Annotated in this window: 24 protein-coding genes and 2 tRNA genes; 13 read left to right on the top strand and 13 right to left on the bottom strand. The window is 66.5% G+C overall.

Features of this window, described 5'->3' with window-relative positions:
- The first annotated feature begins 2 nt into the window (after positions 1 to 2).
- Positions 3 to 386 carry a YdbL family protein gene (locus tag ASG37_RS10565; RefSeq protein ID WP_055759464.1) on the top strand — a complete coding sequence of 128 codons (384 nt, stop codon included), beginning with the start codon at positions 3 to 5 and terminating at the stop codon, positions 384 to 386.
- A gap of 182 nt (positions 387 to 568) precedes the next feature.
- On the opposite strand, the gene ASG37_RS10560 is transcribed toward ASG37_RS10565, so the two are convergent.
- The 3 genes from ASG37_RS10560 to dnaK all read right to left on the bottom strand — a co-directional run bounded on the left by ASG37_RS10560 (position 569) and on the right by dnaK (position 4,183).
- Positions 569 to 1,045 carry a GNAT family N-acetyltransferase gene (locus ASG37_RS10560; RefSeq protein WP_055759461.1) on the bottom strand — a complete coding sequence of 159 codons (477 nt, stop codon included), beginning with the start codon at positions 1,043 to 1,045 and terminating at the stop codon, positions 569 to 571.
- Positions 1,038 to 2,162 (bottom strand): molecular chaperone DnaJ, encoded by a 1,125-nt coding sequence (dnaJ, locus tag ASG37_RS10555; protein WP_055759458.1) that lies wholly within the window; start codon positions 2,160 to 2,162, stop codon positions 1,038 to 1,040. The genes ASG37_RS10560 and dnaJ overlap by 8 nt, the downstream gene beginning before the upstream one ends.
- 116 nt (positions 2,163 to 2,278) lie before the next feature.
- Positions 2,279 to 4,183, bottom strand: coding sequence for a molecular chaperone DnaK (gene dnaK / locus ASG37_RS10550; RefSeq protein ID WP_055759456.1), 1,905 nt, complete (start codon positions 4,181 to 4,183; stop codon positions 2,279 to 2,281).
- A gap of 153 nt (positions 4,184 to 4,336) precedes the next feature.
- Here dnaK and ASG37_RS10545 point away from each other — a divergent pair, with 153 nt between their 5' ends.
- Both ASG37_RS10545 and ASG37_RS10540 read left to right on the top strand, forming a co-directional pair.
- Positions 4,337 to 4,771 carry a copper chaperone PCu(A)C gene (locus tag ASG37_RS10545; protein WP_156349119.1) on the top strand — a complete coding sequence of 145 codons (435 nt, stop codon included), beginning with the start codon at positions 4,337 to 4,339 and terminating at the stop codon, positions 4,769 to 4,771.
- Positions 4,768 to 5,226 carry a hypothetical protein gene (locus ASG37_RS10540; RefSeq protein WP_055759450.1) on the top strand — a complete coding sequence of 153 codons (459 nt, stop codon included), beginning with the start codon at positions 4,768 to 4,770 and terminating at the stop codon, positions 5,224 to 5,226. The genes ASG37_RS10545 and ASG37_RS10540 overlap by 4 nt, the downstream gene beginning before the upstream one ends.
- Before the next feature lie 8 nt (positions 5,227 to 5,234).
- Here ASG37_RS10540 and ASG37_RS10535 read toward each other — a convergent pair whose 3' ends face one another.
- The gene (locus tag ASG37_RS10535; RefSeq protein ID WP_055759447.1) at positions 5,235 to 6,053 is read right to left on the bottom strand and encodes an energy transducer TonB; all 819 of its coding nucleotides are present in this window, start codon (positions 6,051 to 6,053) and stop codon (positions 5,235 to 5,237) included.
- Positions 6,054 to 6,222: 169 nt separating this feature from the next.
- Between ASG37_RS10535 and ASG37_RS10530 the strand changes: the two genes are divergently transcribed.
- From ASG37_RS10530 to ASG37_RS10500, 7 genes are all read left to right on the top strand, one after another.
- Positions 6,223 to 7,029 (top strand): DUF1206 domain-containing protein, encoded by an 807-nt coding sequence (locus ASG37_RS10530; RefSeq protein ID WP_055759445.1) that lies wholly within the window; start codon positions 6,223 to 6,225, stop codon positions 7,027 to 7,029.
- The gene (locus tag ASG37_RS10525) at positions 7,026 to 7,400 is read left to right on the top strand and encodes a GCN5-related N-acetyltransferase (protein ID WP_200909734.1); all 375 of its coding nucleotides are present in this window, start codon (positions 7,026 to 7,028) and stop codon (positions 7,398 to 7,400) included. Before ASG37_RS10530 ends, ASG37_RS10525 begins: the two co-directional genes overlap by 4 nt.
- A complete protein-coding gene (gene uvrA, locus ASG37_RS10520) occupies positions 7,397 to 10,360 on the top strand; it encodes an excinuclease ABC subunit UvrA (protein WP_055759443.1) in 2,964 nt (987 codons plus the stop codon). Before ASG37_RS10525 ends, uvrA begins: the two co-directional genes overlap by 4 nt.
- Positions 10,361 to 10,440: 80 nt before the next feature.
- Positions 10,441 to 10,854 (top strand): hypothetical protein, encoded by a 414-nt coding sequence (locus tag ASG37_RS10515; RefSeq protein ID WP_055759440.1) that lies wholly within the window; start codon positions 10,441 to 10,443, stop codon positions 10,852 to 10,854.
- Between the two features lie 203 nt (positions 10,855 to 11,057).
- On the top strand, positions 11,058 to 11,270 hold the full coding sequence (locus ASG37_RS10510) for a cold-shock protein (protein WP_055759437.1): 213 nt from the start codon (positions 11,058 to 11,060) through the stop codon (positions 11,268 to 11,270).
- A 56-nt stretch (positions 11,271 to 11,326) separates the two neighbouring features.
- Positions 11,327 to 11,536: a hypothetical protein gene (locus tag ASG37_RS10505; protein WP_055759434.1), complete on the top strand. Its 210-nt coding sequence runs from the start codon at positions 11,327 to 11,329 to the stop codon at positions 11,534 to 11,536.
- Between the two features lie 49 nt (positions 11,537 to 11,585).
- The gene (locus tag ASG37_RS10500; protein WP_156349118.1) at positions 11,586 to 11,915 is read left to right on the top strand and encodes a hypothetical protein; all 330 of its coding nucleotides are present in this window, start codon (positions 11,586 to 11,588) and stop codon (positions 11,913 to 11,915) included.
- Between the two features lie 123 nt (positions 11,916 to 12,038).
- On the opposite strand, the gene ASG37_RS10495 is transcribed toward ASG37_RS10500, so the two are convergent.
- The 9 genes from ASG37_RS10495 to ASG37_RS10455 form a co-directional block, all read right to left on the bottom strand.
- Entirely contained in the window at positions 12,039 to 14,081 is a 2,043-nt protein-coding gene (locus tag ASG37_RS10495; RefSeq protein WP_055759426.1) for a TonB-dependent receptor, read from the bottom strand.
- A 17-nt stretch (positions 14,082 to 14,098) separates the two neighbouring features.
- Entirely contained in the window at positions 14,099 to 14,446 is a 348-nt protein-coding gene (locus tag ASG37_RS10490) for a HesB/IscA family protein (protein WP_055759424.1), read from the bottom strand.
- Entirely contained in the window at positions 14,446 to 14,901 is a 456-nt protein-coding gene (locus ASG37_RS10485; protein ID WP_055759422.1) for an SUF system Fe-S cluster assembly protein, read from the bottom strand. Before ASG37_RS10485 ends, ASG37_RS10490 begins: the two co-directional genes overlap by 1 nt.
- On the bottom strand, positions 14,898 to 16,103 hold the full coding sequence (locus ASG37_RS10480) for a cysteine desulfurase (RefSeq protein ID WP_055759420.1): 1,206 nt from the start codon (positions 16,101 to 16,103) through the stop codon (positions 14,898 to 14,900). Before ASG37_RS10480 ends, ASG37_RS10485 begins: the two co-directional genes overlap by 4 nt.
- Before the next feature lie 118 nt (positions 16,104 to 16,221).
- Positions 16,222 to 17,301: a SufB/SufD family protein gene (locus ASG37_RS10475; protein WP_055759417.1), complete on the bottom strand. Its 1,080-nt coding sequence runs from the start codon at positions 17,299 to 17,301 to the stop codon at positions 16,222 to 16,224.
- Positions 17,298 to 18,041, bottom strand: a complete 744-nt coding sequence (sufC, locus tag ASG37_RS10470; RefSeq protein ID WP_055759414.1) for a Fe-S cluster assembly ATPase SufC — start codon at positions 18,039 to 18,041, stop codon at positions 17,298 to 17,300. The genes ASG37_RS10475 and sufC overlap by 4 nt, the downstream gene beginning before the upstream one ends.
- Positions 18,042 to 18,314: 273 nt before the next feature.
- Positions 18,315 to 18,611 carry a hypothetical protein gene (locus ASG37_RS10465; protein WP_055759411.1) on the bottom strand — a complete coding sequence of 99 codons (297 nt, stop codon included), beginning with the start codon at positions 18,609 to 18,611 and terminating at the stop codon, positions 18,315 to 18,317.
- Positions 18,608 to 20,080, bottom strand: a complete 1,473-nt coding sequence (sufB, locus tag ASG37_RS10460) for a Fe-S cluster assembly protein SufB (RefSeq protein WP_055759407.1) — start codon at positions 20,078 to 20,080, stop codon at positions 18,608 to 18,610. Before sufB ends, ASG37_RS10465 begins: the two co-directional genes overlap by 4 nt.
- Positions 20,080 to 20,508 (bottom strand): RrF2 family transcriptional regulator, encoded by a 429-nt coding sequence (locus ASG37_RS10455; protein WP_055759403.1) that lies wholly within the window; start codon positions 20,506 to 20,508, stop codon positions 20,080 to 20,082. Before ASG37_RS10455 ends, sufB begins: the two co-directional genes overlap by 1 nt.
- A gap of 431 nt (positions 20,509 to 20,939) precedes the next feature.
- Between ASG37_RS10455 and ASG37_RS10450 the strand changes: the two genes are divergently transcribed.
- The 3 genes from ASG37_RS10450 (at position 20,940) to ASG37_RS10440 (ending at position 22,179) form a co-directional block, all read left to right on the top strand.
- On the top strand, positions 20,940 to 21,926 hold the full coding sequence (locus ASG37_RS10450) for a quinone-dependent dihydroorotate dehydrogenase (protein ID WP_055759401.1): 987 nt from the start codon (positions 20,940 to 20,942) through the stop codon (positions 21,924 to 21,926).
- A gap of 52 nt (positions 21,927 to 21,978) precedes the next feature.
- Positions 21,979 to 22,054 (top strand) — tRNA-Ile (locus tag ASG37_RS10445).
- Between the two features lie 48 nt (positions 22,055 to 22,102).
- A tRNA-Pro gene (locus ASG37_RS10440) sits at positions 22,103 to 22,179 on the top strand.

Raw genomic sequence — 22,179 nt, 5'->3', positions numbered from 1 at the left:
CCATGCACGCATTTGTTAAATTCGGCCTTGCCGCAGCGGCGCTGGTGGCGATCGGCGGAATCGCGGGCACCGCATGGGCGCAGCGCGATCCGGCCTACCAGGCGGCGCGCGCGGCCGGGCAGGTCGGCGAACAGCCCGATGGCTATCTGGGTGTCGTCGGTGGCGGATCGGCCGATCTGCGCGCGCTGGTCGCCAACATCAATATCCAGCGCAAGGCGGCCTATACCCGCGGTGCGCAGGCCGGTGCGACCGTCGAGCAGTTCGCGTTCGTTTCGGGCTGCAACCTGGTCGCCCAGACCAAGCCGGGCGAGAAATACAAGACGCCGGGCGGCGAGTGGGCGACCCGGGGCAGCGGCCCGGCAGAGCGCGATCCGCGCTGCGTTTGAGAGGTAACGGCCGTCGTCCCGGCCCAAGCCGGGATGGCGAGCGGATTGAAGGCCAGTCCAGCCACCATGAAGCATGCGTCATCCCAGCGAAGGCTGGGATCTCTCGCGGATAGCGCGAGACAGGAGCCGCTTGAGGCCCCAGCCTTCGCTGGGGCGACGCTTCCGCTGCAACGGATCGGTCGCTAGGCGGGACGTTCCATATAGACGGCGTCGGGTCCGAACCCCTCCGCGCCGCCGGCCACGGGACGAAAACCGAGCCGTGACCAGTATCCGTCGGCCCCGCCGACGGCGATCAGTGCAAGCGTTTCGATGCCCTTCGCGCGTGCTGCCTCTATGAGCAGTGGCAGCAACCGCTCGACGGCACGCTGTCCCCGCCCCTCGCCCGCGACGACGACGTCGTGGAGATACCAGCAGTCGGCGTTCGTTGGAACGCTGCCTAGCATCGAGTGCATCGCCGGCGGCGCGAACCGCCGCCACGCATGGCTGATGCAATGGCCGACGACCGTATCGTCGGCGATCAGCACATGGCATCCCTCCGGGGCCAGCGCGATCCGCTCGGCGTATAGTTCCGCCGCCTCGCCATACTCGCCCAGTTCGGCGCGGGCGAGGCAGGCGACGGCGGACGCATCCGCCACCGTCGCCCGACGCCACTCAGCCACCGAGGGCGGTCTTCAATCGGCCGAAGAAGCCGCTCGACTCGGGGCATTCCTCACCGGTTTCGGTTTCGCGGAAGGCTTCGAGCAGTTCCTTCTGCCGCGCCGACAACCGGGTCGGCGTCTCGACCTCGATATGGATCACCATGTCGCCATGGCCGCGTCCCTGCAGCACCGGCATGCCCGCACCGCGCTGGCGCAGTTCCTTGCCCGACTGGATGCCAGGAGGAATGCGGATACTGTGGGTCGCGCCGTCCAGCCCCGGAATATCGATCGTCCCGCCCAGCGCCGCCGTCGTGAAGCTGATCGGCGCGCGGGCATGGAGCGCCGTGCCCTCACGCTCGAACAGCGCATGCCGTTTGACGTGGAGAAAGATGTAGAGGTCGCCCGACGGCGCACCGCGCGCACCCGCCTCACCCTCACCCGTCAGCCGGATGCGCGTGCCCTCGTCGACGCCGGGGGGCACGTTGACCTGCAACGTCTTGGTCTGTTCGACCCGGCCCTCGCCGTTGCAGACCGGGCATGGATCGGCGATTACCTGCCCCGCGCCGTGGCACATCGGGCAGGCGCGTTCGACGACGAAGAACCCCTGTTGCGCCCGCACCTTGCCGTGACCGGCGCAGGTCTGGCACGTCCGCGCCTTGGTGCCCGGCGTCGCGCCGCTGCCACCGCACGGGCTGCACGCGGTCGAGACATCGACGGTGATCTGCGTCTGATGGCCGTGATAGGCTTCCTCGAGCGACACTTCCATGTCGTAGCGCAGGTCGGCGCCGCGCCGGGGGCCGGCACGGCCCTGCCGCCCGCCGCCCATGAATTCGCCGAACACGCTTTCGAAAATATCGGAAAAGCCGTTGAAGTCCTGCGCGCCGCCGCCGCCGGGGCCGCCCGCCCCCTGCCGGAAGGCGGCATGGCCGTAGCGATCATAGGCCGCGCGCTTCTGCGGATCCTTCAGGCAGTCATAGGCCTCGTTGATCGCCTTGAACTTGGCCTCGCTGTCCTTGCAGCCGGCGTTCTTGTCGGGATGATACCGGATCGCGAGCTTGCGATAGGACGATTTGATCGTGCCTGCATCCGCGGTGCGCTCGCATTCGAGCAGTTCGTAGAAATCGACTTCGGTGGTCATTAAAAAGCCCTCTCCCCTTCAGGGGAGAGGGTTGGGAGAGGGGGTTGTCCGAAACGACCCGCCCGATGCCCCCTCTCCCCGGCCCTCTCCCCAAGGGGGAGAGGGAGGGGCGTTGGTTACGCCTTCTGGCTGTCGTCCACTTCCGAAAACTCGGCGTCGACCACGTCGTCGGCCTTGTCCGCGGTGGCATCGGCAGCGGGCGCGCTTTCGGCCTGCTGCTGCTTTTCGTAGATCGCCTGACCCAGCTTCATCGCGACCTGCGCCAGGGCCTGGCTCTTCTCGGTCATGCGCTCGCTGTCGCCGCTCTCCACCGCCGACTTCGTCTCGGCGATCGCCGCCTCGATCTCGGACTTGAGCGAAGCGTCGACCTTGTCGCCATTGTCGGCCAACTGGCGCTCGGTCGTGTGGATCAGCGATTCGGCGTTGTTCTTGGCCTCGGCCGACGCACGCCGCTTCTTGTCCTCTTCAGCGAACTGCTCGGCATCGCGCACCATCTGGTCGATGTCGCCGTCCGACAGGCCGCCCGAGGCCTGGATGCGGATCTGCTGTTCCTTGCCGGTGCCCTTGTCCTTGGCCGACACGTTGACGATGCCGTTGGCGTCGATGTCGAACGTGACCTCGATCTGCGGCACGCCGCGCGGGGCCGACGGAATGCCGACCAGATCGAACTGGCCGAGCATCTTGTTGTCGGCGGCCATTTCGCGCTCGCCCTGGAACACGCGGATCGTCACCGCCTGCTGATTGTCGTCGGCGGTCGAATAGACCTGGCTCTTCTTGGTCGGGATGGTCGTGTTGCGATCGATCATCCGCGTCATGATGCCGCCCAGCGTCTCGATGCCCAGCGACAGCGGGGTCACGTCGAGCAGCAGCACATCCTTCACGTCACCCTGCAGCACGCCGGCCTGAATCGCGGCACCGATCGCCACGACCTCGTCGGGGTTCACACCGGTATGCGGCTCCTTGCCGAAGAACTGCTTCACGACTTCGCGGACGCGCGGCATGCGCGTCATGCCGCCGACCAGCACGACCTCGTCGATCGCGCTCGCCTGCACGCCGGCATCGGCCAGCGCCTTCTTGCACGGCTCCAGCGTCCGCTTGACCAGATCCTCGACCAGCCGTTCCAGATCAGCGCGGGTGATCGACTTGACGAGGTGCTTCGGACCGGTCGCATCCGCCGTGATGAACGGCAGGTTGACGTCGGTCGTCTGCGTCGAGGACAGCTCGATCTTGGCCTTTTCGGCGGCTTCCTTCAGCCGCTGGAGTGCCAGCTTGTCCTTGGTCAGATCGATGCCTTCGACCTTCCTGAACTCATCGGCGAGGAACTGGACGATCTTGGCATCGAAATCCTCACCGCCGAGGAAGGTGTCGCCGTTGGTCGACTTCACCTCGAACACGCCGTCGCCGATCTCGAGAACCGAGATGTCGAACGTACCGCCGCCAAGGTCATAGACCGCGATGGTCTTGTTGTTGTCCTTGTCGAGACCGTAGGCAAGCGCTGCCGCCGTCGGCTCGTTGATGATGCGCAGCACTTCGAGGCCGGCGATCTTGCCGGCGTCCTTGGTCGCCTGACGCTGGGCATCGTTGAAGTACGCCGGCACGGTGATGACCGCCTGCGTCACGGTTTCGCCGAGATACGATTCGGCCGTTTCCTTCATCTTCTGCAGGATGAACGCGCTGATCTGCGACGGCGAATATTCCTCGCCACCCGCCTTCACCCACGCATCGCCGTTCGGACCACGGGCGATCGCGTAGGGAACCAGCTCGGTGTCCTTCTTGGTGACGGGATCGTCGAAGCGGCGGCCGATCAGGCGCTTCACCGCGAAGATCGTGTTGTCGCCGTTCGTCACCGCCTGACGCTTGGCGGGCTGGCCGATCAGCCGCTCGCCGTCCTTCGCGAAGGCGACGATCGACGGCGTAGTACGCGCGCCTTCCGCATTTTCGATGACCTTGGGGCTTCCGCCCTCCATCACCGCGACGCAGCTGTTGGTCGTGCCCAGATCGATGCCGATAACTTTAGCCATGGTCCCTCATTGGCCCCCGGGTTGAAAGAATGCCTGAAACCCGCCGCCTGGGGAGGCGCTCACGGGTCGTTACGTCGGCGGATATAGGCAGGGTTCGCCTTGCCGCAAGATTATGCCGGGCATAGGGAACCGTATCGAAGTGGGAGCGTGGGCGTGAAGACACGGTGGCCGGGGCTGATGATGGCAGCGATGCTGGCGGGATGTCAGCCGCCGACGACAGTCGATGACGCCTGGGTGCGCCTGCCCGCCGTGCCGGGACGGCCGGCGGCGGCCTATGCCATCCTCTTCCCCGGATCGTCCGACGATGCGTTGATCGGCATCACCACCCCGGCGGCGGGCCGCGTCGAATTGCACGAGAGCATGAACGGTCATGGCGGCATGGCCGGAATGCGGCCGTTGCAACGCCTGCCGCTGCCACGCGACCGGACGGCCGCTCTCAAACCCGGCGGCGCGCATGCGATGTTGTTCGATCTGACCGGCGATCCGCGCGCGGGAGGCACGATCCCGCTGACCTTCCGGTTCGACCGGCAAGGGGACGTCACCGTTACCGCCCGGGTGATCGGTGCGGGCGATCCGGCTCCCGAATGAAGCGCCCGCTCACTCCGGCCGAAGTCGATCTCGCCCGCACGATGTTCGGCGATACGATCGCCTATGACCAGGCGCGCGTTGCGAACGCCAAATGGGCGTTCTTCCAACCAAAACAGGTCGCGATGGCGCCGACCGGCTGCATCCATTTCCATCCGCAGGGCACGCTCTATCGCGACGATTTCGCATCGGCCGGGCGCGACCTTGCCGCGCTGTTCCTGCACGAGATGATGCACATCCATCAGACGCAGCATCGTGGCCGCTACTGGCTGCCGCTGATGCGGCATCCGTTGTGCAGCTATCGCTACACCATCGTACCGGCCAAGCCGTTCGACGCCTATGGCATCGAACAGCAGGGCGAGATCGTGCGGCACGCCTTCCTGTTGCGACAGGGGATGCGGCTGGCGGACAAGCCGCCGCTGGAGGTGTACGAGGCGCTGCTGCCGTTCGGCAGGTGAGCGCGGCCTTAGCCCGGCAACTGCCAGGTCACGTAGCGCGTCGAATAGGATTCGACCGGCTTGCCCGTGGCATCCAGTGCCGGACTGTAGCGCCCGCGCTTGGTCACGGCGTCGCAGGCGGCCGTATCCAGATCCGCCACCCCCGAGGATCGCAATATCCTGCAATCCGCTACCCGCCCTTGCGGCGAGATCGTCCAGCCGATCAGCACCCGCCCCTGCTTGCGCGCGATGAAGGCGGCGGTCGGATAATCGTCGGGCGTGATCCAGTTGCGTTTGGGATTGTCGCCCGGTGCCGGACCGGCACGGGTTGCTACCGCGGCAATCCTGGCGGCATCATATCCCCAATGTTGCAACAGATCGGCTTCGCAGCGTCTCAATGCGGCCAGGACCGGTTGCCGCAACGACAATGCCACCGTCAGCGGCGCGCTGCGTCCGGCACGGATCGTCACGACAGGGCTGTCGACCAGCCGTTCCAGCGATTGTCTGGAAATATAATAGGTGATCGCAGCGCGCTTGCCGTCGGGCAGGTGGACGCGCGTCCCCTTCCCCGGTTCGTCGACGGTCCCGGACGGGGTCGATAGCGTGACGTCGATCTCGCCCTGTGGACCGAGCCGCGAGCGTGGACCGAGCACCACCGACTGGATGGTATCGCCGAACGGCGTCGGCTTGAATCCGATGGTGATTGGCGTTGCTACATCGCCATAGGTCCGGCTGACGACGCAAAGGTCGTCGGCATATTCCACGTTCCAACCGGAAACCGGAGCAAGCGGTGCGGTGGCGGGGGCCTGTCCCGTCAGAAGCATCGCCGCCATCGTCCACCGCATCATCCGCTCTGTTCCTCCCTGCCGGACCATGACCATTCCGCATGCCGCCGCCGTTCGCAAGCAGCATCGTCCGCGCCGGTCGGGCAAGCGTAACGCACCGGAACTTCGCTCCATATCGATTGGTTGGCGCAGCGAAACGATCCGAACGCCCTGTCCGAAAGCCTTGCCCGTGATGACCACCCGTACCGGTGCTACCCTTCTCGCCCGTCTCGGCTTTGCGGCGCGTGGCATCGTCTACTGGATCGTCGGGTGGTTCGCGATCGATGCCGCGTTGCGCGGCGGCAAGGTCGGCGACAATCAGGGCGCGATCGCCAGCCTTGCCGACGAGCCGTTCGGGGAAGTGCTGCTGGGGCTGATGGCGGCGGGGCTGGCCGGCTATGCGCTGTGGCGGCTGACCGAGGCGCTGACCGACCCCGAGGCGCGGGCAAAGTCGCTGAAAGGCGCCTTCCGGCGTGCCGGCCATGCGATCAGCGGGATCGCCCATGTCATCCTCGCATGGACCGCCGCGCGACTGGCGATGCACACTATCAACGCCGGTGGCCGGGTGGGCGGCGAGGAAAGCACGCAGGACTGGACCGCATGGCTGCTCGACCAGCCGCTTGGCCGCGGACTGGTGGCGCTGGTCGCCTGCGGCTTGATCGCGGCGGCGGCACAACAGGCGAAGAAGGCATGGGACGGCGGTTTCGTTCGTGACCTTTCGGCGGGCGCACCGATCCCGGCGCATGTCTGCACGATCGGGCGGATCGGCTACGGCGCGCGGGCGCTGGTCTTCGCGCTGATCGCCGTGTTTTTCGCCACGGCAGCATGGGCGGCCAATGCCAGCAAGGTGGGTGGCATGGCCCATGCCCTTGCGACGTTGCAGCGCCAGTCGGGCGGCCAATGGCTTCTCGCCGCGACCGGACTCGGCTTCATCGCATTCGGGGTCTACAGCATGGTCGAGGCTCGCTGGCGGCGGATTACCGTCGATCTGCCGGCGTGAACGATCGACCCGCGCTCGAAGCCCGCTGGATGGAACTGACCCGCCGGACCCTGCCCGCACTCGCTCGGTCGCGCGGCTGGCCGGTCCGCGCCGATCATTGTTTCCAGCGTATCCTGCTCGACAACGCCTGTGGCGGGCGGTGGTACGATCACGTTGCGGGGCGCCCCGCCTATGCCCATGCCGACGTCGCCATCCTCGAACGGGCGGTCGCGCTGGGCGAGGCGGCGATCGCCGGAACCCGGGACATGGCCGACCTCAACCGCCGCTCGCTCGACTGGCGCGGCAAACTTGCCCCCTCGAAACCAGACGGCGCGAACCCCATGTCCCGGTCTGGCCAATCCACAAGAACGAAGATAGAACGGACCGCATGAGCCTGACCCATATCTCCGTCCGCGGTGCGCGGGAGCACAACCTCAAGGGCGTCGACATCGACATCCCGCGCGACACGCTGACGGTCATCACCGGGCTGTCCGGGTCGGGCAAGTCGAGCCTCGCGTTCGACACCATCTATGCCGAGGGGCAGCGGCGCTATGTCGAATCGCTGTCGGCCTATGCGCGCCAGTTCCTCGAACTGATGCAGAAGCCCAATGTCGAGCATATCGAGGGCCTCTCCCCCGCCATCTCGATCGAGCAGAAGACGACGAGCCGCAACCCGCGCTCGACCGTCGCGACCGTCACCGAAATCTACGACTATATGCGCCTGCTCTGGGCGCGGGTCGGCGTGCCCTATTCCCCCGCCACCGGCCTGCCGATCAGCGCGCAGACCGTCAGCCAGATGGTCGACCGGGTACTGGCGCTGACCGAGGGCACGCGGCTGCTGCTGCTGGCCCCGGTCGTGCGCGGGCGCAAGGGCGAGTATCGCAAAGAGCTGGCGGAGTGGCAGAAGGCCGGGTTCCAGCGCGTGCGGGTGAACGGCGAAGTGCATCTGATCGAGGATGCGCCGGTGCTCGACAAGAAGTTCAAGCATGACATCGAGATCGTCGTCGACCGGCTGGTGGTGAACCCGGAAGCGGCGACGCGCCTCGCCGAAAGTTTCGAGACGGCGCTGAAGCTGGCGGATGGGCTGGCCTATGTCGATCTGGTCGACACCACGGTCGCGCAAGCGCAGTCGGGCAATCCGCCGATCCCCAGCGAACAAGGCGATCGTGCGACCGAGGCCGCACCGCAGACCGGCAAGCTGAAAGGTGCCGGCATCCCCGACAACCGCATCGTGTTCTCGGAAAAATTCGCCTGTCCGGTCAGCGGGTTCACGATCAGCGAGATCGAACCGCGCCTGTTCAGCTTCAACGCGCCGCAAGGCGCGTGCCCGGCGTGCGATGGCCTTGGCGAACGGCTGGAGTTCGACGAGGACCTGATCGTCCCCAATCACGAGCTGAGCATCAAGAAGGGTGCGGTGGTGCCATGGGCGAAGTCCAACCCGCCCTCGCCCTATTACATGCAGGTGCTGGGATCGCTGGCGAAGGCGTTCGCCTTCTCGCTCGACACGCCGTGGAAGGAATTGCCCGAAGAGGCGCAGCGGGTGATCCTGCACGGCACCGCCGGCAAGCCGGTGACGCTGACCTTCATCGACGGCAAGAAGTCCTATGACGTCAAGAAGCCGTTCGAGGGGGTGCTGGGCAACCTCAACCGGCGGATGCTGTCGACCGAAAGCGCGTGGATGCGCGAGGAACTGTCGAAATATCAGGCGTCGCAGCCGTGCGAGACCTGCCACGGCGCGCGGTTGAAGCCCGAGGCGCTGGCGGTGAAGGTGGCGATGCAGGACATCGCCTATGCCACCCATCTGTCGGTGGTCGACGCGCTGCGCTTCTTCGAGGCGCTGCCCGAGCATTTCAACGATCAGCAAAAAGCGATCGCCCAGTCGATCCTTAAGGAAATCGTCGAGCGGCTGGGCTTCCTCAACAATGTCGGGCTCGATTACCTGAACCTCGACCGCACCAGCGGCACGCTGTCGGGCGGCGAAAGCCAGCGCATCCGCCTCGCCAGCCAGATCGGCAGCGGGTTGTCGGGCGTACTCTACGTCCTCGACGAGCCGTCGATCGGCCTGCACCAGCGCGACAATGACATGCTGCTCGCCACGCTGCGGCGGCTGCGCGACCTCGGCAACACCGTGCTGGTGGTCGAGCATGACGAGGATGCGATCCGCACTGCCGATTACGTGATCGACATGGGGCCAGGTGCCGGCGTCCATGGCGGCGAAGTCGTCGCCAAGGGCACACTGAAACAATTGCTCAAGGCCAAGGGATCGATCACCGCCGATTACCTCAACGGTACGCGATCGGTGCCGCTGCCGGAGAAGCGTCGCAAGGGCAATGGCAAGAAGCTGACGGTGCATAATGCCACCGCCAACAACCTGACCGGCGTCACCGCGTCGCTGCCGCTCGGCACCTTCACCTGCATCACCGGCGTGTCGGGATCGGGCAAGTCGAGCTTCACCATCGACACGCTCTATGCCGCCGCCGCGCGCACGCTGAACGGCGCGCGGATCGTGCAGGGCAAGCATGACAAGATCACCGGGCTCCAATATCTCGACAAGGTGATCGACATCGACCAGTCGCCGATCGGCCGCACCCCGCGGTCGAACCCGGCGACCTATACCGGTGCGTTCACCCAGATCCGCGACTGGTTCGCCGGGCTGCCCGAAGCGCAGGCGCGCGGCTATAAGCCCGGCCGGTTCAGCTTCAACGTGAAGGGCGGCCGGTGCGAGGCATGCCAGGGCGACGGCGTGCTCAAGATCGAGATGCACTTCCTGCCCGACGTCTATGTCGAATGCGATGTCTGCCACGGCGCGCGCTACAATCGCGAGACGCTGGAGGTGAAGTTCAAGGGGCACAGCATCGCCGACGTGCTCGACATGACCGTCGAGGACGCAGTCGAGTTCTTCAAGGCGGTGCCGCCGATCCGCGACAAGATGGCGATGCTCGCAGAAGTAGGCCTCGGCTACGTCAAGGTCGGCCAACAGGCGACGACACTGTCGGGCGGCGAGGCGCAGCGGGTGAAGCTGGCCAAGGAACTGGCGCGACGCGCGACCGGCAACACACTCTACATCCTCGACGAACCGACGACGGGGCTGCATTTCGAGGATGTGCGCAAGCTGCTCGAAGTGCTCCACCAACTGGTGGAACAGGGCAATACCGTGGTGGTGATCGAACATAATCTGGACGTCATCAAGACCGCCGACTGGATATTGGACATGGGCCCCGAAGGCGGGGTGAAGGGCGGTCGCGTCGTCGCCGAAGGCACCCCGGAAAAGGTTGCCGCGGTCGAGGGCAGCTTTACCGGACGCTATCTGAAACCGCTGCTGACCCCGGCCAAGGCGCAGGCGGCGGAGTGAGCGACCGATAGCGACACCGAAGGAACCTCTGGCGGCGCGCGACATTTCGACTTCATCTGCATCAAGTGAAGGATCGTCTCATGCGCGCGCTCACCCTCGGCATCGTCGCTGCCGCGACGCTGGTTTCCGGTTGCTCGGACTATGGCATGGGCGGTCCCCGCTATGCTGACGCCGGTGGCTACAGCCGGTACGATTGGGACCGCCCCGATCCCGCCTACAACGGCTATGATGCTGCGCGCTATTATCGCGACGACCGCCGCTATAACGAGCGCCGCCTGTCGTCGAACGAGCGGGTCTATGTCGGGCAGGACGGCCGCTATTATTGCCGCCGCAACGATGGCACCACCGGCCTGATTATCGGTGGTCTGGCGGGCGGCGCGCTCGGCACCGCGATCGCCCCCGGCGGGTCGGGCCTGCTCGGCGCGATCATCGGCGGCGTTGCCGGTGCGGCAGGTGGCAAGGCGATCGACCGCAACAACGTCCGCTGCCGCTGACCTAAGTACCTACCATGATCGAGGGGCCGGAGCGGTTCTGCCGCTTCGGCCCCTTGTATTCGTTCGTCCAGTTACCATCTAGAGGCCGCTACAGTCGCAAATCGACGGTTTCCTGCTTTGCGGCATGGTCCTTCTTTCCCTGCTGCCTCTGGCAACGGGCGCGGGCTGTTCCGCCGCCCGGAACGCTTGGAAGGAAAATCTTCATGGCCATTCTTGGTACCGTCAAATTCTTCAACACCGACAAGGGCTATGGCTTCATTGCGCCGGACAATGGCGGCAACGATGCCTTCGTTCACATCTCGGCCGTTGAGCGCGCCGGCATGATTACGCTGAACCAGAACCAGCGCGTCGGCTACGAACTGGAAGAAGACCGTCGCGGCAAGATGAGCGCAGTCAACCTGACTGCCGCTGACTGATCCGTGTACCGGGCGCGCCTTCCGGCGCGCCCGCATCCAGCCGAAAGACCCAACCCTTGGCAGACAGCCCAGAAGCCTATCGCACCCGTGCCGCCGTCGAGCGGGCGAATGCCGATGCCGCGACGCTCGACAATGTGCGCGATCGCTGCCTGCGCGCCGAACAGGCGTGGACCGCGATGGCCGACCGTGCCGAACGCACGACCGAACAGCGCCTGATCCGCGAAGCCGCAACCGCCAAGCGGACCGATCCTGCCACGGCCAATTGAACCCTTCGCTCGTTCCGCCCGTTATCGGGATGACGCAAAAGGAACGATGATGGCCAAGCATACCAACCATAAAGTGAAAACGCCGCCAACGGCCGGCATTTCAACAATCCGCACCTTGGCGCTCGCCGCGACCGGTGTCGCCGTCGGCCTTTTTGGCGTCCTGCTCGCCCGACGGCGTCCGGGCAATGCCGAACATACCGCCCCCGATCTCGCGCTGGACCAGCCCCGCCCCGGGTCGACCGGTCGTGCGCCAGAAGCGTTCCGTCCCGATCCCACCGCCGCCGTACCGGCAAGCGAGCGCGAAGGACTGCGCCCCGCGACCGGCCCGGTGCCGACGATCGTCGAACCGCGCGGCAGCATGCGTTCGCAAATCGGCTGACTGGCTTGACCGGAGCGACATCGGCCTAATTATCGCCGACGTCGCTCAGGTTTCAGCTTCCGTTCCCGCTCGCTGATAATCGGCCGAAGGACCCGGACCCGTCAGCGTCCAACAAGGTTCCGCCTATCCTTCGAAGCGCAGCGCCAGCCAGAAGGTGCGCGGACTGGCCCGTTCGACCACGCCGTCGCCGCCAATCGCCGCCTCGATCCGGGTATCGGTGAGATTCTCCGCACGCGCTTCCAGCCGGACCCGCCTGGTCAGCGGCGCCCGCGCGACCAGATCGAGCGTCGTCGCATCGTTCAGCCGCCGCGAGTTGGCGTCATCCTCGAACTGCGGGCCGACATAGCGGCCGGTCGCGACCAGCGCCCAGTCACTCCGCCGCCAGCCGAAACTAGCGGTCGCGCTATGCGCCGGGGTCTGCGCCGGGCGCAGTCCGTCGAGCAGACCGGCGTCGCGGACGACCGCGTCGCTATACGCATAGGACAGTCTTGCCTCGAACGCGCCGAAGCGTGCCTCGCCATCGAGTTCGACGCCACGCACCCGCACATGGTCGAGGTTCGCCCGTTGCCGGTACACCCCCGCCGCCGAGACGAAGCCGACGCCGGGAAAGGTGCCGGGACCGTTGGCGACGCTGACGTTGGCGATGCCGTCGCGCAGGTCGTTGGCGAATGCCGTCGCGGCGATCCGTACCCGATCGGCCGGGCGCAGATCGATGCCGACCTCCCCGCCCCACATCGTCTCCGGCGCGAGCATGGCATTGGCCGCCGTCGCATCCGCACCGACGCGAAACGGGCGATAGAGTTCGTTGAGCGTCGGCAACCGCCACCCGCGATAGCCCGCCACGCGTACCGTCACCGCGTCGTCGGCAAGCCACGCGACCCCCGCACGACCGGTCGGCTGCCATCCGCTGCGATCGGCGAAGCGCTGATCGGTCAGCGTACCGCCAGCGAGCGGCCGTTCGGTGAGACGGCCATCGGCAATCCGCCAGCGATCGATCCTGCCGCCGGCGCTGAGCGTCACCTGCCCCAGCACGACGCTGACATCGGCAAAGGCACCAGCCGTCGCGTTGCGACCGCCCGCGACCCGCCGCCGCGTCGGGCTGCCCGCGACATAGGTGTAGAGTTCCTGCGTCTCGCCCTCGACGATACGCAGGTCGCCGCCGATCCGCGCCGTGACCGGACCGAACGTCGGTGCCACTTCGACCCGCCCGCCCCGGCCGATGGCGGGGACGTTATACTGGTCGAGCGTCAGCGCGGTGGTCGCCCGGCCGGCACCGACACTGGCGAAGCGACTGGCGAAGGCGCGGGTCTGAAGATAGGCGAGCGCCGACCATGGGATGCGACCACGACCGACCAGCCGCACGCTGGCGTCGGCCCCCTCGCTGCGGTTGTCAGTGAAGTCGAGGCCACGGTCGCGCCGGTCGGTGAAGCCGGAGATATTGGCCTGAAACTCGGTCGCGGGCGCGATCTCGATCACCGCGCGGGCGGCGGCGCTGGCCTGTTCGAACGGTGCCGGCCGATCGGCCGGGCCGCGATCCTCCGCGACGACCGGCACGAAGCCGTCGCCACGCGCATAGGCGCCCGAGAACGTCGCGAAGCCACTGCCGCGAACCAGCGCCGTGCCCGCCCGCGTATCGACCGACGCACGGCTGCCGCCGGCCAGCATCGCCGTCAGTGGCGACAGATCGTCCGGCCGCGCGCTGTCGAGTTCGATCGTGCCGGCCAGCGCCCCTGGTCCGACGACACCGCTGCCGCCGCCGCGCGTGATCCGCACCCGTCCCAGCCGGTCGGTCGCATAGGCGGGAAACGCGACCCAGCCACCGAACGGATCGGCCTGCGGCACGCCGTCGAGCAGCAGCAACGCGCGGCTCGACGCATTACCACCGAGGCCGCGCAGGGTAATCCCTTGCGATGTCGGATTGGCGGTGCGCGAATCGGATCGGCGGAACTGCTGCAAGCCGGCCACGTCGCGCAGCACATCCTCCAGCCGGCCGCTGGTGGAGTCGAGAATCCGGTCGCGATCGAGCGTGACAATGTCATAGGCAGCATCACCCGGCGCGTCGGCCAAGCCGCGACCGGTCACGACGATCTCGGCTGGATCGTCGGTCTGCGCCGCCGCCGCCATCGGCCACAGCGCCAAGAGTCCCAACAATCGCTTCACGCCCATCCCCCGCGGGTGAACGATCAGACCGTGAAGCTTTCGCCGCACCCGCACGCACCTTTGGCATTGGGATTGGTGAAGACGAACCCGGCGGTGAAATCGTCCTCGATCCAGTCCATCGTCGAACCGATCAGATACAGGATCGATCCGCTATCGACGAAGAAGCTGCCGCCGGACGTTTCGATCCGCTCGTCCATCGGACTGGCGGCGGTGACGTAATCGACCGAATAGGCGAGCCCCGAACAGCCGCGACGCGGCGTCGACAGCTTCACGCCGATCGCTGCTTCCGGGGCTTTCGCCATCAGATCGGCGACGCGGCGCTCGGCATTGGGGGTCAGCAGGATCGCGGCGGGGCGGACGCGGGTGGCCATCACAACATTCCCAGTTCGAGCTTCGCATCGTCCGACATCTTCTGCGGGTCCCATGGCGGATCCCAGACGAGGTTCACGTCCGCCGTTGCGACGCCCGGCACCGCGCCGACGCGCAACTCGACCTCGGCCGGCATCGATTCCGCCACCGGACAATTCGGCGTCGTCAGCGTCATCGTCACCGCGACATGGCCGTTGTCGCCCACGTCGACGCCGTAGATCAGCCCGAGATCATAGATGTTGACCGGGATTTCGGGGTCGTAGATTTCCTTGAGCGAGGTGATGACCGCCTCGTACACGTCGCCGCCCGGCTCGCCGCCCCCGACCGGTTCGGGCTTCTGCGCCAGAAAATCGCCGAGATAGTCGCGGCGACGCGGCTCTGCGTCCTCCACCCGCGCGCGCGGCGGCGGGGTGACGGCATCGACTTCCTCGACCTTGAAGCTGCGTTCGTCGTTCATCCGAAAATCCTGCTTACCCTGTCCAGTCCGCGGACCAGCGCCTCGACATCGGCCATGCCGTTATACACGCCAAAGCTGGCGCGGGCGGTGGCGGGAACCTGCAACTGCTCCATCAGCGGCTGCGCGCAATGATGGCCGGCGCGGATCGCCACCCGTTCCTCGTCCAAGATGGTGCCGACGTCGTGCGGATGCACCCCCTCCACCACGAAACTGACGATTCCGGCAGAATCGTCGGGACCGAGCAGACGGATGGCGTTGCGCTGCCCCAGCGCGTCACGGGTCGCGCGCACCAGTGCGGTTTCATGCGCGTGGATCGCCTCCAGCCCTATGCCCATGACATAGTCGATCGCGGCATGCAGCCCCAGCGCGCCGACGATATGCGGCGTCCCCGCCTCGAACCGTGCGGGCGGCGGGGCATAGGTGGTGCGGGCAAAGGTCACGCGGTCGATCATCGCCCCCCCGCCCTGCACCGGGTGCATCGCGCCCAGCAGGTCGGCTCGGCCCCACAACACGCCGATCCCGGTCGGGCCGTACAGCTTGTGGCCGGAGAACACGTAGAAATCGCAGTCGAGCGCGGCGACGTCGACGGCGATGCGCGGCACCGCCTGACATCCGTCGAGCAGCAGCTTCGCGCCGACCGAATGGGCGATCTCCGCTGCCCGCCGACCGTCGAGCACCGATCCCAGCACGTTCGAGACATGCGCCAGCGCGACCAGCTTGTGTTCGGGCCGGATCATCGTCGCCATTGCGTCGAGATCGATCCGGCCATCGTCGGTCAGCGGCACGACGTCGATCGCCGCGCCCACCTGTTCCGCGACCAACTGCCACGGCACGATGTTGCTGTGATGCTCGAGCATCGACAGCAGGATGCGGTCGCCGGCCTTCAGGTGCCGCGCGGCCCAGCCTTGCGCGACGAGGTTGATCCCCTCGGTCGCGCCGCGCACGAACACGCACTCCTCGGGCGCGGTGGCACCAATAAAGCCGGCGACGCGGCGACGCGCGGCTTCATAGGCGAGCGTCATGTCGGCCGAGCGCTGATACACCCCGCGATGCACCGTGGCATAGGTGGTGTCATAGCCGCGCGTGATCGCATCGATCACGTCTTGCGGCTTCTGCGCGGTCGCGGCGGTGTCGAGATACGCCCAGCCGGCGGGAATGGCGGGGAAGTCGCTGACCCGATCGAGGGGGGTGGTACCGGCCATCAATACCCTTCCGTCATTCCCGCGAAGGCGGGAATCCATAGACGCTGCCATAGCGACTCCATCACCGGCCATTGCGGCAATGGATTCCCGCCTTCGCGGGAATGACGGACAGAGCGGATCAAAGCGCCGCCTCCAGCCACGCATCGGCATCCGCCGCGAACGCCTCGCGCACCACCTCGTTGCCGATCCGATCGATCGCATCGGCGACGAACGCGGTGGTCAGCAGCGCCTTGGCCCGTGGCTCACTGACGCCGCGGCTGCGCAGATAGAACAGCGCCTTGGCATCGAGTTCGCCGACCGTCGCGCCGTGCGCGCACTTCACGTCATCGGCAAAGATTTCGAGTTCGGGTTTCAGGTTCACGGTCGCGGTGCGTTGCAGCAGCAACCCGCGCAGCGACTGTTCGCCATCGGTCTTCTGCGCGCCGCGCGCCACCTCGACCCGGGCGGCGAGGCTTGCCTGGCTGCGATCGGCGGCGACTGCGCGCCATGTCTGGCGGCTTGATCCATTGAGCGCGGCATGGCGCACCGCGACCGCGCATTCCTGCCGCTGCTGGTCGCGGGTGAGCAACGCGCCGCCGTAATCGACGAAGGCCGCATCGCCATCCAGCGTCAGCACCGCATCGATCCGGCTGCCCATGCCACCGGCACCGAGGAAATGACTAACGAGGCTCGCCGCATCGCCCACCACTGCTTCGTCACGGATCGACACGAACCCGCCGTTCTGGAGCAGCCGCACGCTGCGCATCAGTCGCGCACCGCGTTCGAGGTCGATCTGCGTCAGCCGGTTGGTCCATCCAATGCCGATATAGGTTTCGATCACCTGCGCGACGGCATCCTCGTCCAGCGTCAGCCGGGCGGGAAGATGGTTCTCGGCCCCGGTCGCGATATGGACGATCTGCACCGGATCGACGATCTCGCGCGCCGACAGGTCGATCGACCAGCCCGCCGCGCCGCTCGCCTGCACTCCCAGCGGATGCGCGGTATCGAGCGTCAGCGATGACAGCACGACATGGCCGGGCGTGCTCCGGTCAGGCGCATAGACGCCATCGACGAACACGATGCGCGGGCCGGGCACGTCGAGCCAATAGCCATCGGCCGCGATCCCCTGCCCCCGCTCGCTGGCGGCGGCGGTGGTCAGCGCGGTCAGGTCGGCCCAGCGCCATGCCTCCTGCGCATTGGTCGGGAGCGTCGCCATCATGCCGCTACCGCGCCATAGCCTTCGCGCTCCAGTTCGTGCGCCAGTTCCTTATCCCCCGACCGCACGATGCGGCCGTCGGCCAGCACATGGACGAAATCGGGCTGCACATAGTCGAGCAGCCGCTGGTAATGGGTGATGAGGATCACGCCCTTGTCCGGGCGGCGCATGATGCGGTTGATGCCGTCGCCGACGATCCGCAGCGCATCGATGTCGAGGCCGCTATCGGTTTCGTCGAGGATCGCGAGGCGGGGGTCGAGGATGCCCATCTGCACCATCTCGTTGCGCTTCTTCTCGCCGCCCGAGAAACCGACGTTCACCGGGCGCTTCATCATATCCATGTCCATGCCCAGACCATCGGCCTGCGCACGGGCGAGTTTCAGGAACTCCGCCCCCGACAGCGGCTTTTCGTCGCGGGCGCGGCGCTGGCTGTTCAGGCTCTCGCGCAGGAACTGGACGTTCGACACGCCGGGGATTTCGACCGGATACTGGAAGCCGAGGAACAGACCGGCGGCGGCACGGGCATCGGCCTCCATCTCCAGCAGGTCCTCGCCGCCGAACGTCACGCTGCCTTGCGTCACGTCGTAGCCGGGACGACCGCCCAGCACATAGCCGAGCGTCGACTTGCCGGCACCGTTCGGCCCCATGATCGCATGGACCTCACCCGCGTTCACGCTCAGCGAGAGACCCTTGAGGATTTCCTTGCCGTCGATTTCGGCGTGGAGATTGTCGATCTTCAGCATTTAGCCTAGTCCCAAGAAAAACGCGCCACATAAAGCGGCGGAAAGTCCAAAAATCACCGCTCCTGCGGCACGAATAAAGACACCGAACTACAGCGTAGGCGAACCTGCTTTCGGCACCCGCTTCACAAACGCCGGGTGCGGTCCAAACCACCGGTGCAGCACACCACTTTTGACCGACCGCATCACGGCCCTACCTTCAAGAAAGGTGAACCCCGCCAACACCACCATCGCTACCAGCGCGAACCATTTAGGCATAGGACTTGCCACCTCGGTTCACGGCGTCTCGCCCGCAACCGGCTCAGTCCCGAACTCCGCTTCCGCCGCCTGCGGGTTGACCAGCACCGCTCTCATCGACGCATCGATCCGCTCGAGCATGACCGCATGCGCCTTCGCCACCTTCGCCCGTACCGGCGCGCACGCCTTGGCCGCGTCGTCGAAGATCGCGACGCGCGCGGCGGCTTCGGCCGGCGGCTTCTCCATACGGGGGTCCGCATTGATCCGCGCCGACAGGCAATCGGCATAGGGCGCGGTCGGTGCCACCGCCTGTAGCGCCAGCGCCAGCACGATCACCCCACCGACCCTTCGAGGCTGATGCCGAGCAGCTTCTGCGCCTCGACCGCGAATTCCATCGGCAGTTGCTGCAGCACTTCGCGGGCGAAGCCATTGACGATCAGCGCGACTGCCGCCTCCTGGTCGAGCCCGCGCTGCCGCGCGTAGAACATCTGGTCCTCGGAAATCTTGCTGGTCGTCGCCTCATGCTCGATCTGCGCCGAGGGGTTGCGCACCTCGATATAGGGCACGGTATGCGCGCCGCACTGGTCGCCGAGCAACAGGCTGTCGCACTGGGTGAAGTTGCGCACGCCCTCCGCCGACGGCGCGACGCGCACCAGCCCGCGATAGGTATTGTCGCTGCGCCCCGCCGAAATGCCCTTCGACACGATCGTCGAGCGCGATCCCTTGCCGAGATGGATCATCTTGGTGCCGGTATCGGCCTGCTGCATGTTGTTGGTGACGGCGACCGAGTAGAATTCGCCGACGCTGTTTTCCCCGGCCAGCACGCACGACGGATATTTCCACGTGATCGCCGATCCGGTTTCGACCTGCGTCCACGACACCTTGCTGTTCTTCCCCTGACACAAGGCGCGCTTGGTCACGAAGTTGTAGATGCCGCCCTTGCCGTTCTCATCGCCGGGATACCAGTTCTGGACGGTGCTGTACTTGATCTCGGCATCGTCCAGCGCGACCAGCTCGACCACCGCCGCATGCAACTGGTTCTCGTCGCGCATCGGCGCGGTGCAGCCTTCGAGGTAGCTGACATAGCTACCCTTGTCGGCGACGATCAGCGTGCGTTCGAACTGGCCGGTATTCTCGGCATTGATGCGGAAATAGGTCGACAGCTCCATCGGGCAGCGCACGCCCTCCGGGATGTAGACGAACGTCCCGTCCGAAAAGACCGCACTGTTCAGCGTCGCAAAGAAATTGTCGCGCTGCGGCACGACCTTGCCCAGCCACTTGCGGACGAGGTCGGGATATTCGCGGATCGCTTCGCTGATCGAACGGAAAATGACGCCGGCCGCTTCGAGTTCCTTGCGGAAGGTCGTCGCCACCGACACGCTGTCGAACACCGCGTCGACCGCGACACGGCGCTGCGGCACCGCGCCCTCGACCCCGGCGAGCACCTTCTGCTCCTCGATCGGGATACCGAGCTTCTCGTAGACACGCAGAATCTCGGGATCGACCTCGTCGAGCGAACCGAGCTTCGGCTTCGCCTTGGGCTCGGCGTAATAATAGGCGTCCTGATAGTCGATCGGATCGATGTTCAGCTTCGACCAGTCGGGCGCCTCCATCGTCAGCCACAGGCGATACGCCTTCAGCCGCCAGTCGAGCATCCATTCGGGCTCGTTCTTCTTGGCGCTGATATAGCGGACGGTGTCTTCGCTCAGCCCCTTGGGCGCGAAGTCCTGTTCGATGTCCGAGGAGAAACCCCACTCGTACTTCTTGTTCGCGGCGGCGAGCGCCTCGGCATTCTTCGTGGCCATCACACTACCTCTTGGGGCATCGCCCCGGTGTTCGCGAGTTGGGCGAGCGTCACGCCCGCAAGCGCCCCCCGGACCACGGCGTTGACCGTGCCGGCATGGGGGCGGATCATGCAGTTCGTCTCCACCGCGCAATCGTGACGCGCGGCATCGACGCAGGTGGTGAGCGCGATCGGCCCCTCGATCGCCTCGATGATCTGCGCCAGGTCGATCGTGGCCGGCGCACGCGCGAGGCGGAAGCCGCCGCCGGTGCCGCGCCCCGTCTCGATCAGCCCGGCGGCGGACAGGCGGCTGACCAGCTTCTGCACGGTCGGCAGCGGCAGTCCGGTTTCCTCCGCCAGCACGGTCGCCGTCGCACGCGCATCTCCGCCCCGCCGCGCGGTGGCGGCGAGCAGGACGACGGCATAGTCGGCAAGGCTGGAGAGACGCATCGCTTCCTTAATCGGATCATTCCGGTCGGATTGGCATGTGGTCGTGCGAGGGCGTGAGGTCAACCGCGTTTGTGTCGATCGCTGTGATCGATTGTCGTTCAGGAAGAAGGTTTGATTCACGCGAAGGCGCGGAGACGCGAAGAAGAATTTGGTTCGCGCGGAGGCGCGGAGGCGCAGAGGGGTTTCGCTCGTGGAGGGGCTCTGCCGTGCCAACGGCCTTCAACCTGCCAGCAATCCCCGGCAGGAAGGTCTCGCTGACGCGAGACGATGCCATGATTGTAACCCCTTCGTGTCTTCGCGCCTTCGCGTGCAAACCAGCCTTCTTCTTCCCTCTCTGCGCCTCCGCGCCTCTGCGCGAACCAAATCTTCTTCGCCCCATCCCACGAAACCGAATCTTCCTTCCGGCCCCGCCGGACGATAGAGCACCGCGCATGGCATGGTATCACCCCCTCCTCTTCACCCTCGACGCCGAACGCGCGCATGCGCTGACCATCGCCATGCTGGAGGCGTGGGGGAAGGCCGGTACGCCGCTCGCCCCCACCACTAATAGTGCGCAGGCGGTGACGGTCGCGGGCATCCGCTTCCCCAACCCGGTCGGCCTCGCGGCGGGCGTCGACAAGGATGCGCGGGCGATCCGCGGGTTCCTGGGGCTCGGCTTCGGTTTCGTCGAGGTCGGCACGCTCACGCCAAAGCCGCAGCCGGGCAATCCCAAACCGCGCATCTTCCGCCTGCCCGAAGATCGCGGCGTCGTGAACCGGCTGGGCTTCAACAACGGCGGGATCGACGCGGCGCTGGCACGGGTCGCGGCACTCACCCCCCGCCCCGGCGTCATCGGCATCAACGTCGGTGCGAACAAGGATTCGACCGACCGGATCGCCGACTATGCCACCGCCGTCGCGAAGGCCGCGCCGCTCGCCGATTATGTGACGATCAACATCTCCAGCCCCAACACCCCGGGGCTGCGCGACCTGCAATCGCAGCCCGAACTGGGCAACCTCATCGCCGCCAGCGACGCCGCGCGGCATGTGGGGGGCAAGCGCGTGCCGCTGTTCCTGAAGATCGCGCCCGATCTCGACCGCGCCGGGCTGGAAGTCGCCGCGCGGGCCGCGATCGACGGCGGGATCGATGTGCTGATCGTGTCGAACACCACCATCTCGCGTCCGCCGACGCTGCGATCGGCCAAGGCGGGGGAAACCGGTGGCCTTTCCGGCGCGCCGCTCGCTCCGCTCGCCCGCGCCAAGCTGGCCGAGGCGATCGCCATTACCGGCGGCGCCATCCCGGTCATCTCGGCGGGGGGGATCGGGTCGGCCGCCGAAGCGCGCGCGCGGCTCGACGCGGGGGCGAGCCTCATCCAGCTCTACAGTGCGCTGGTGTACGAAGGGCCGGGACTTGCCCGGCGGATCGTGGCCGGGCTGTAGCAAAGACGCTTGCCTGTTCGCCCGTGCCAAGGCTATCGGACGGCCACGCTGGGGGCCTGTAGCTCAATGGTTAGAGCTGGCCGCTCATAACGGCTAGGTTGCGGGTTCGAGTCCTGCCGGGCCCACCAGCGCTTGTGCCCCGCCGTCTTTGCGACTAGGGCACGACACTTAGGCGTCGGGGAGTGGCGCAGTCTGGTAGCGCGCCTGCTTTGGGAGCAGGATGTCGCAGGTTCGAATCCTGTCTCCCCGACCA

Origin of the sequence: Sphingomonas sp. Leaf407 (assembly GCF_001425385.1) — a bacterium.
Classification (GTDB): domain Bacteria; phylum Pseudomonadota; class Alphaproteobacteria; order Sphingomonadales; family Sphingomonadaceae; genus Sphingomonas.
This window is presented reverse-complemented; position numbering and strand designations above follow the sequence as displayed.

Coding starts and splice junctions, on each gene's coding strand:
- ASG37_RS10565 (WP_055759464.1), top strand. CDS start 3: ATGCACGCATTTGTTAAATTCGGCCTTGCCGCAGCGGCGCTGGTGGCG.
- dnaJ (WP_055759458.1), bottom strand. CDS start 2,162: ATGACCACCGAAGTCGATTTCTACGAACTGCTCGAATGCGAGCGCACC.
- dnaK (WP_055759456.1), bottom strand. CDS start 4,183: ATGGCTAAAGTTATCGGCATCGATCTGGGCACGACCAACAGCTGCGTC.
- ASG37_RS10540 (WP_055759450.1), top strand. CDS start 4,768: ATGAAGCGCCCGCTCACTCCGGCCGAAGTCGATCTCGCCCGCACGATG.
- ASG37_RS10535 (WP_055759447.1), bottom strand. CDS start 6,053: ATGATGCGGTGGACGATGGCGGCGATGCTTCTGACGGGACAGGCCCCC.
- ASG37_RS10530 (WP_055759445.1), top strand. CDS start 6,223: ATGACCACCCGTACCGGTGCTACCCTTCTCGCCCGTCTCGGCTTTGCG.
- uvrA (WP_055759443.1), top strand. CDS start 7,397: ATGAGCCTGACCCATATCTCCGTCCGCGGTGCGCGGGAGCACAACCTC.
- ASG37_RS10515 (WP_055759440.1), top strand. CDS start 10,441: ATGCGCGCGCTCACCCTCGGCATCGTCGCTGCCGCGACGCTGGTTTCC.
- ASG37_RS10510 (WP_055759437.1), top strand. CDS start 11,058: ATGGCCATTCTTGGTACCGTCAAATTCTTCAACACCGACAAGGGCTAT.
- ASG37_RS10500 (WP_156349118.1), top strand. CDS start 11,586: ATGGCCAAGCATACCAACCATAAAGTGAAAACGCCGCCAACGGCCGGC.
- ASG37_RS10495 (WP_055759426.1), bottom strand. CDS start 14,081: ATGGGCGTGAAGCGATTGTTGGGACTCTTGGCGCTGTGGCCGATGGCG.
- ASG37_RS10490 (WP_055759424.1), bottom strand. CDS start 14,446: ATGGCCACCCGCGTCCGCCCCGCCGCGATCCTGCTGACCCCCAATGCC.
- ASG37_RS10485 (WP_055759422.1), bottom strand. CDS start 14,901: ATGAACGACGAACGCAGCTTCAAGGTCGAGGAAGTCGATGCCGTCACC.
- ASG37_RS10480 (WP_055759420.1), bottom strand. CDS start 16,103: ATGGCCGGTACCACCCCCCTCGATCGGGTCAGCGACTTCCCCGCCATT.
- ASG37_RS10475 (WP_055759417.1), bottom strand. CDS start 17,301: ATGATGGCGACGCTCCCGACCAATGCGCAGGAGGCATGGCGCTGGGCC.
- sufC (WP_055759414.1), bottom strand. CDS start 18,041: ATGCTGAAGATCGACAATCTCCACGCCGAAATCGACGGCAAGGAAATC.
- sufB (WP_055759407.1), bottom strand. CDS start 20,080: ATGGCCACGAAGAATGCCGAGGCGCTCGCCGCCGCGAACAAGAAGTAC.
- ASG37_RS10455 (WP_055759403.1), bottom strand. CDS start 20,508: ATGCGTCTCTCCAGCCTTGCCGACTATGCCGTCGTCCTGCTCGCCGCC.
- ASG37_RS10450 (WP_055759401.1), top strand. CDS start 20,940: ATGGCATGGTATCACCCCCTCCTCTTCACCCTCGACGCCGAACGCGCG.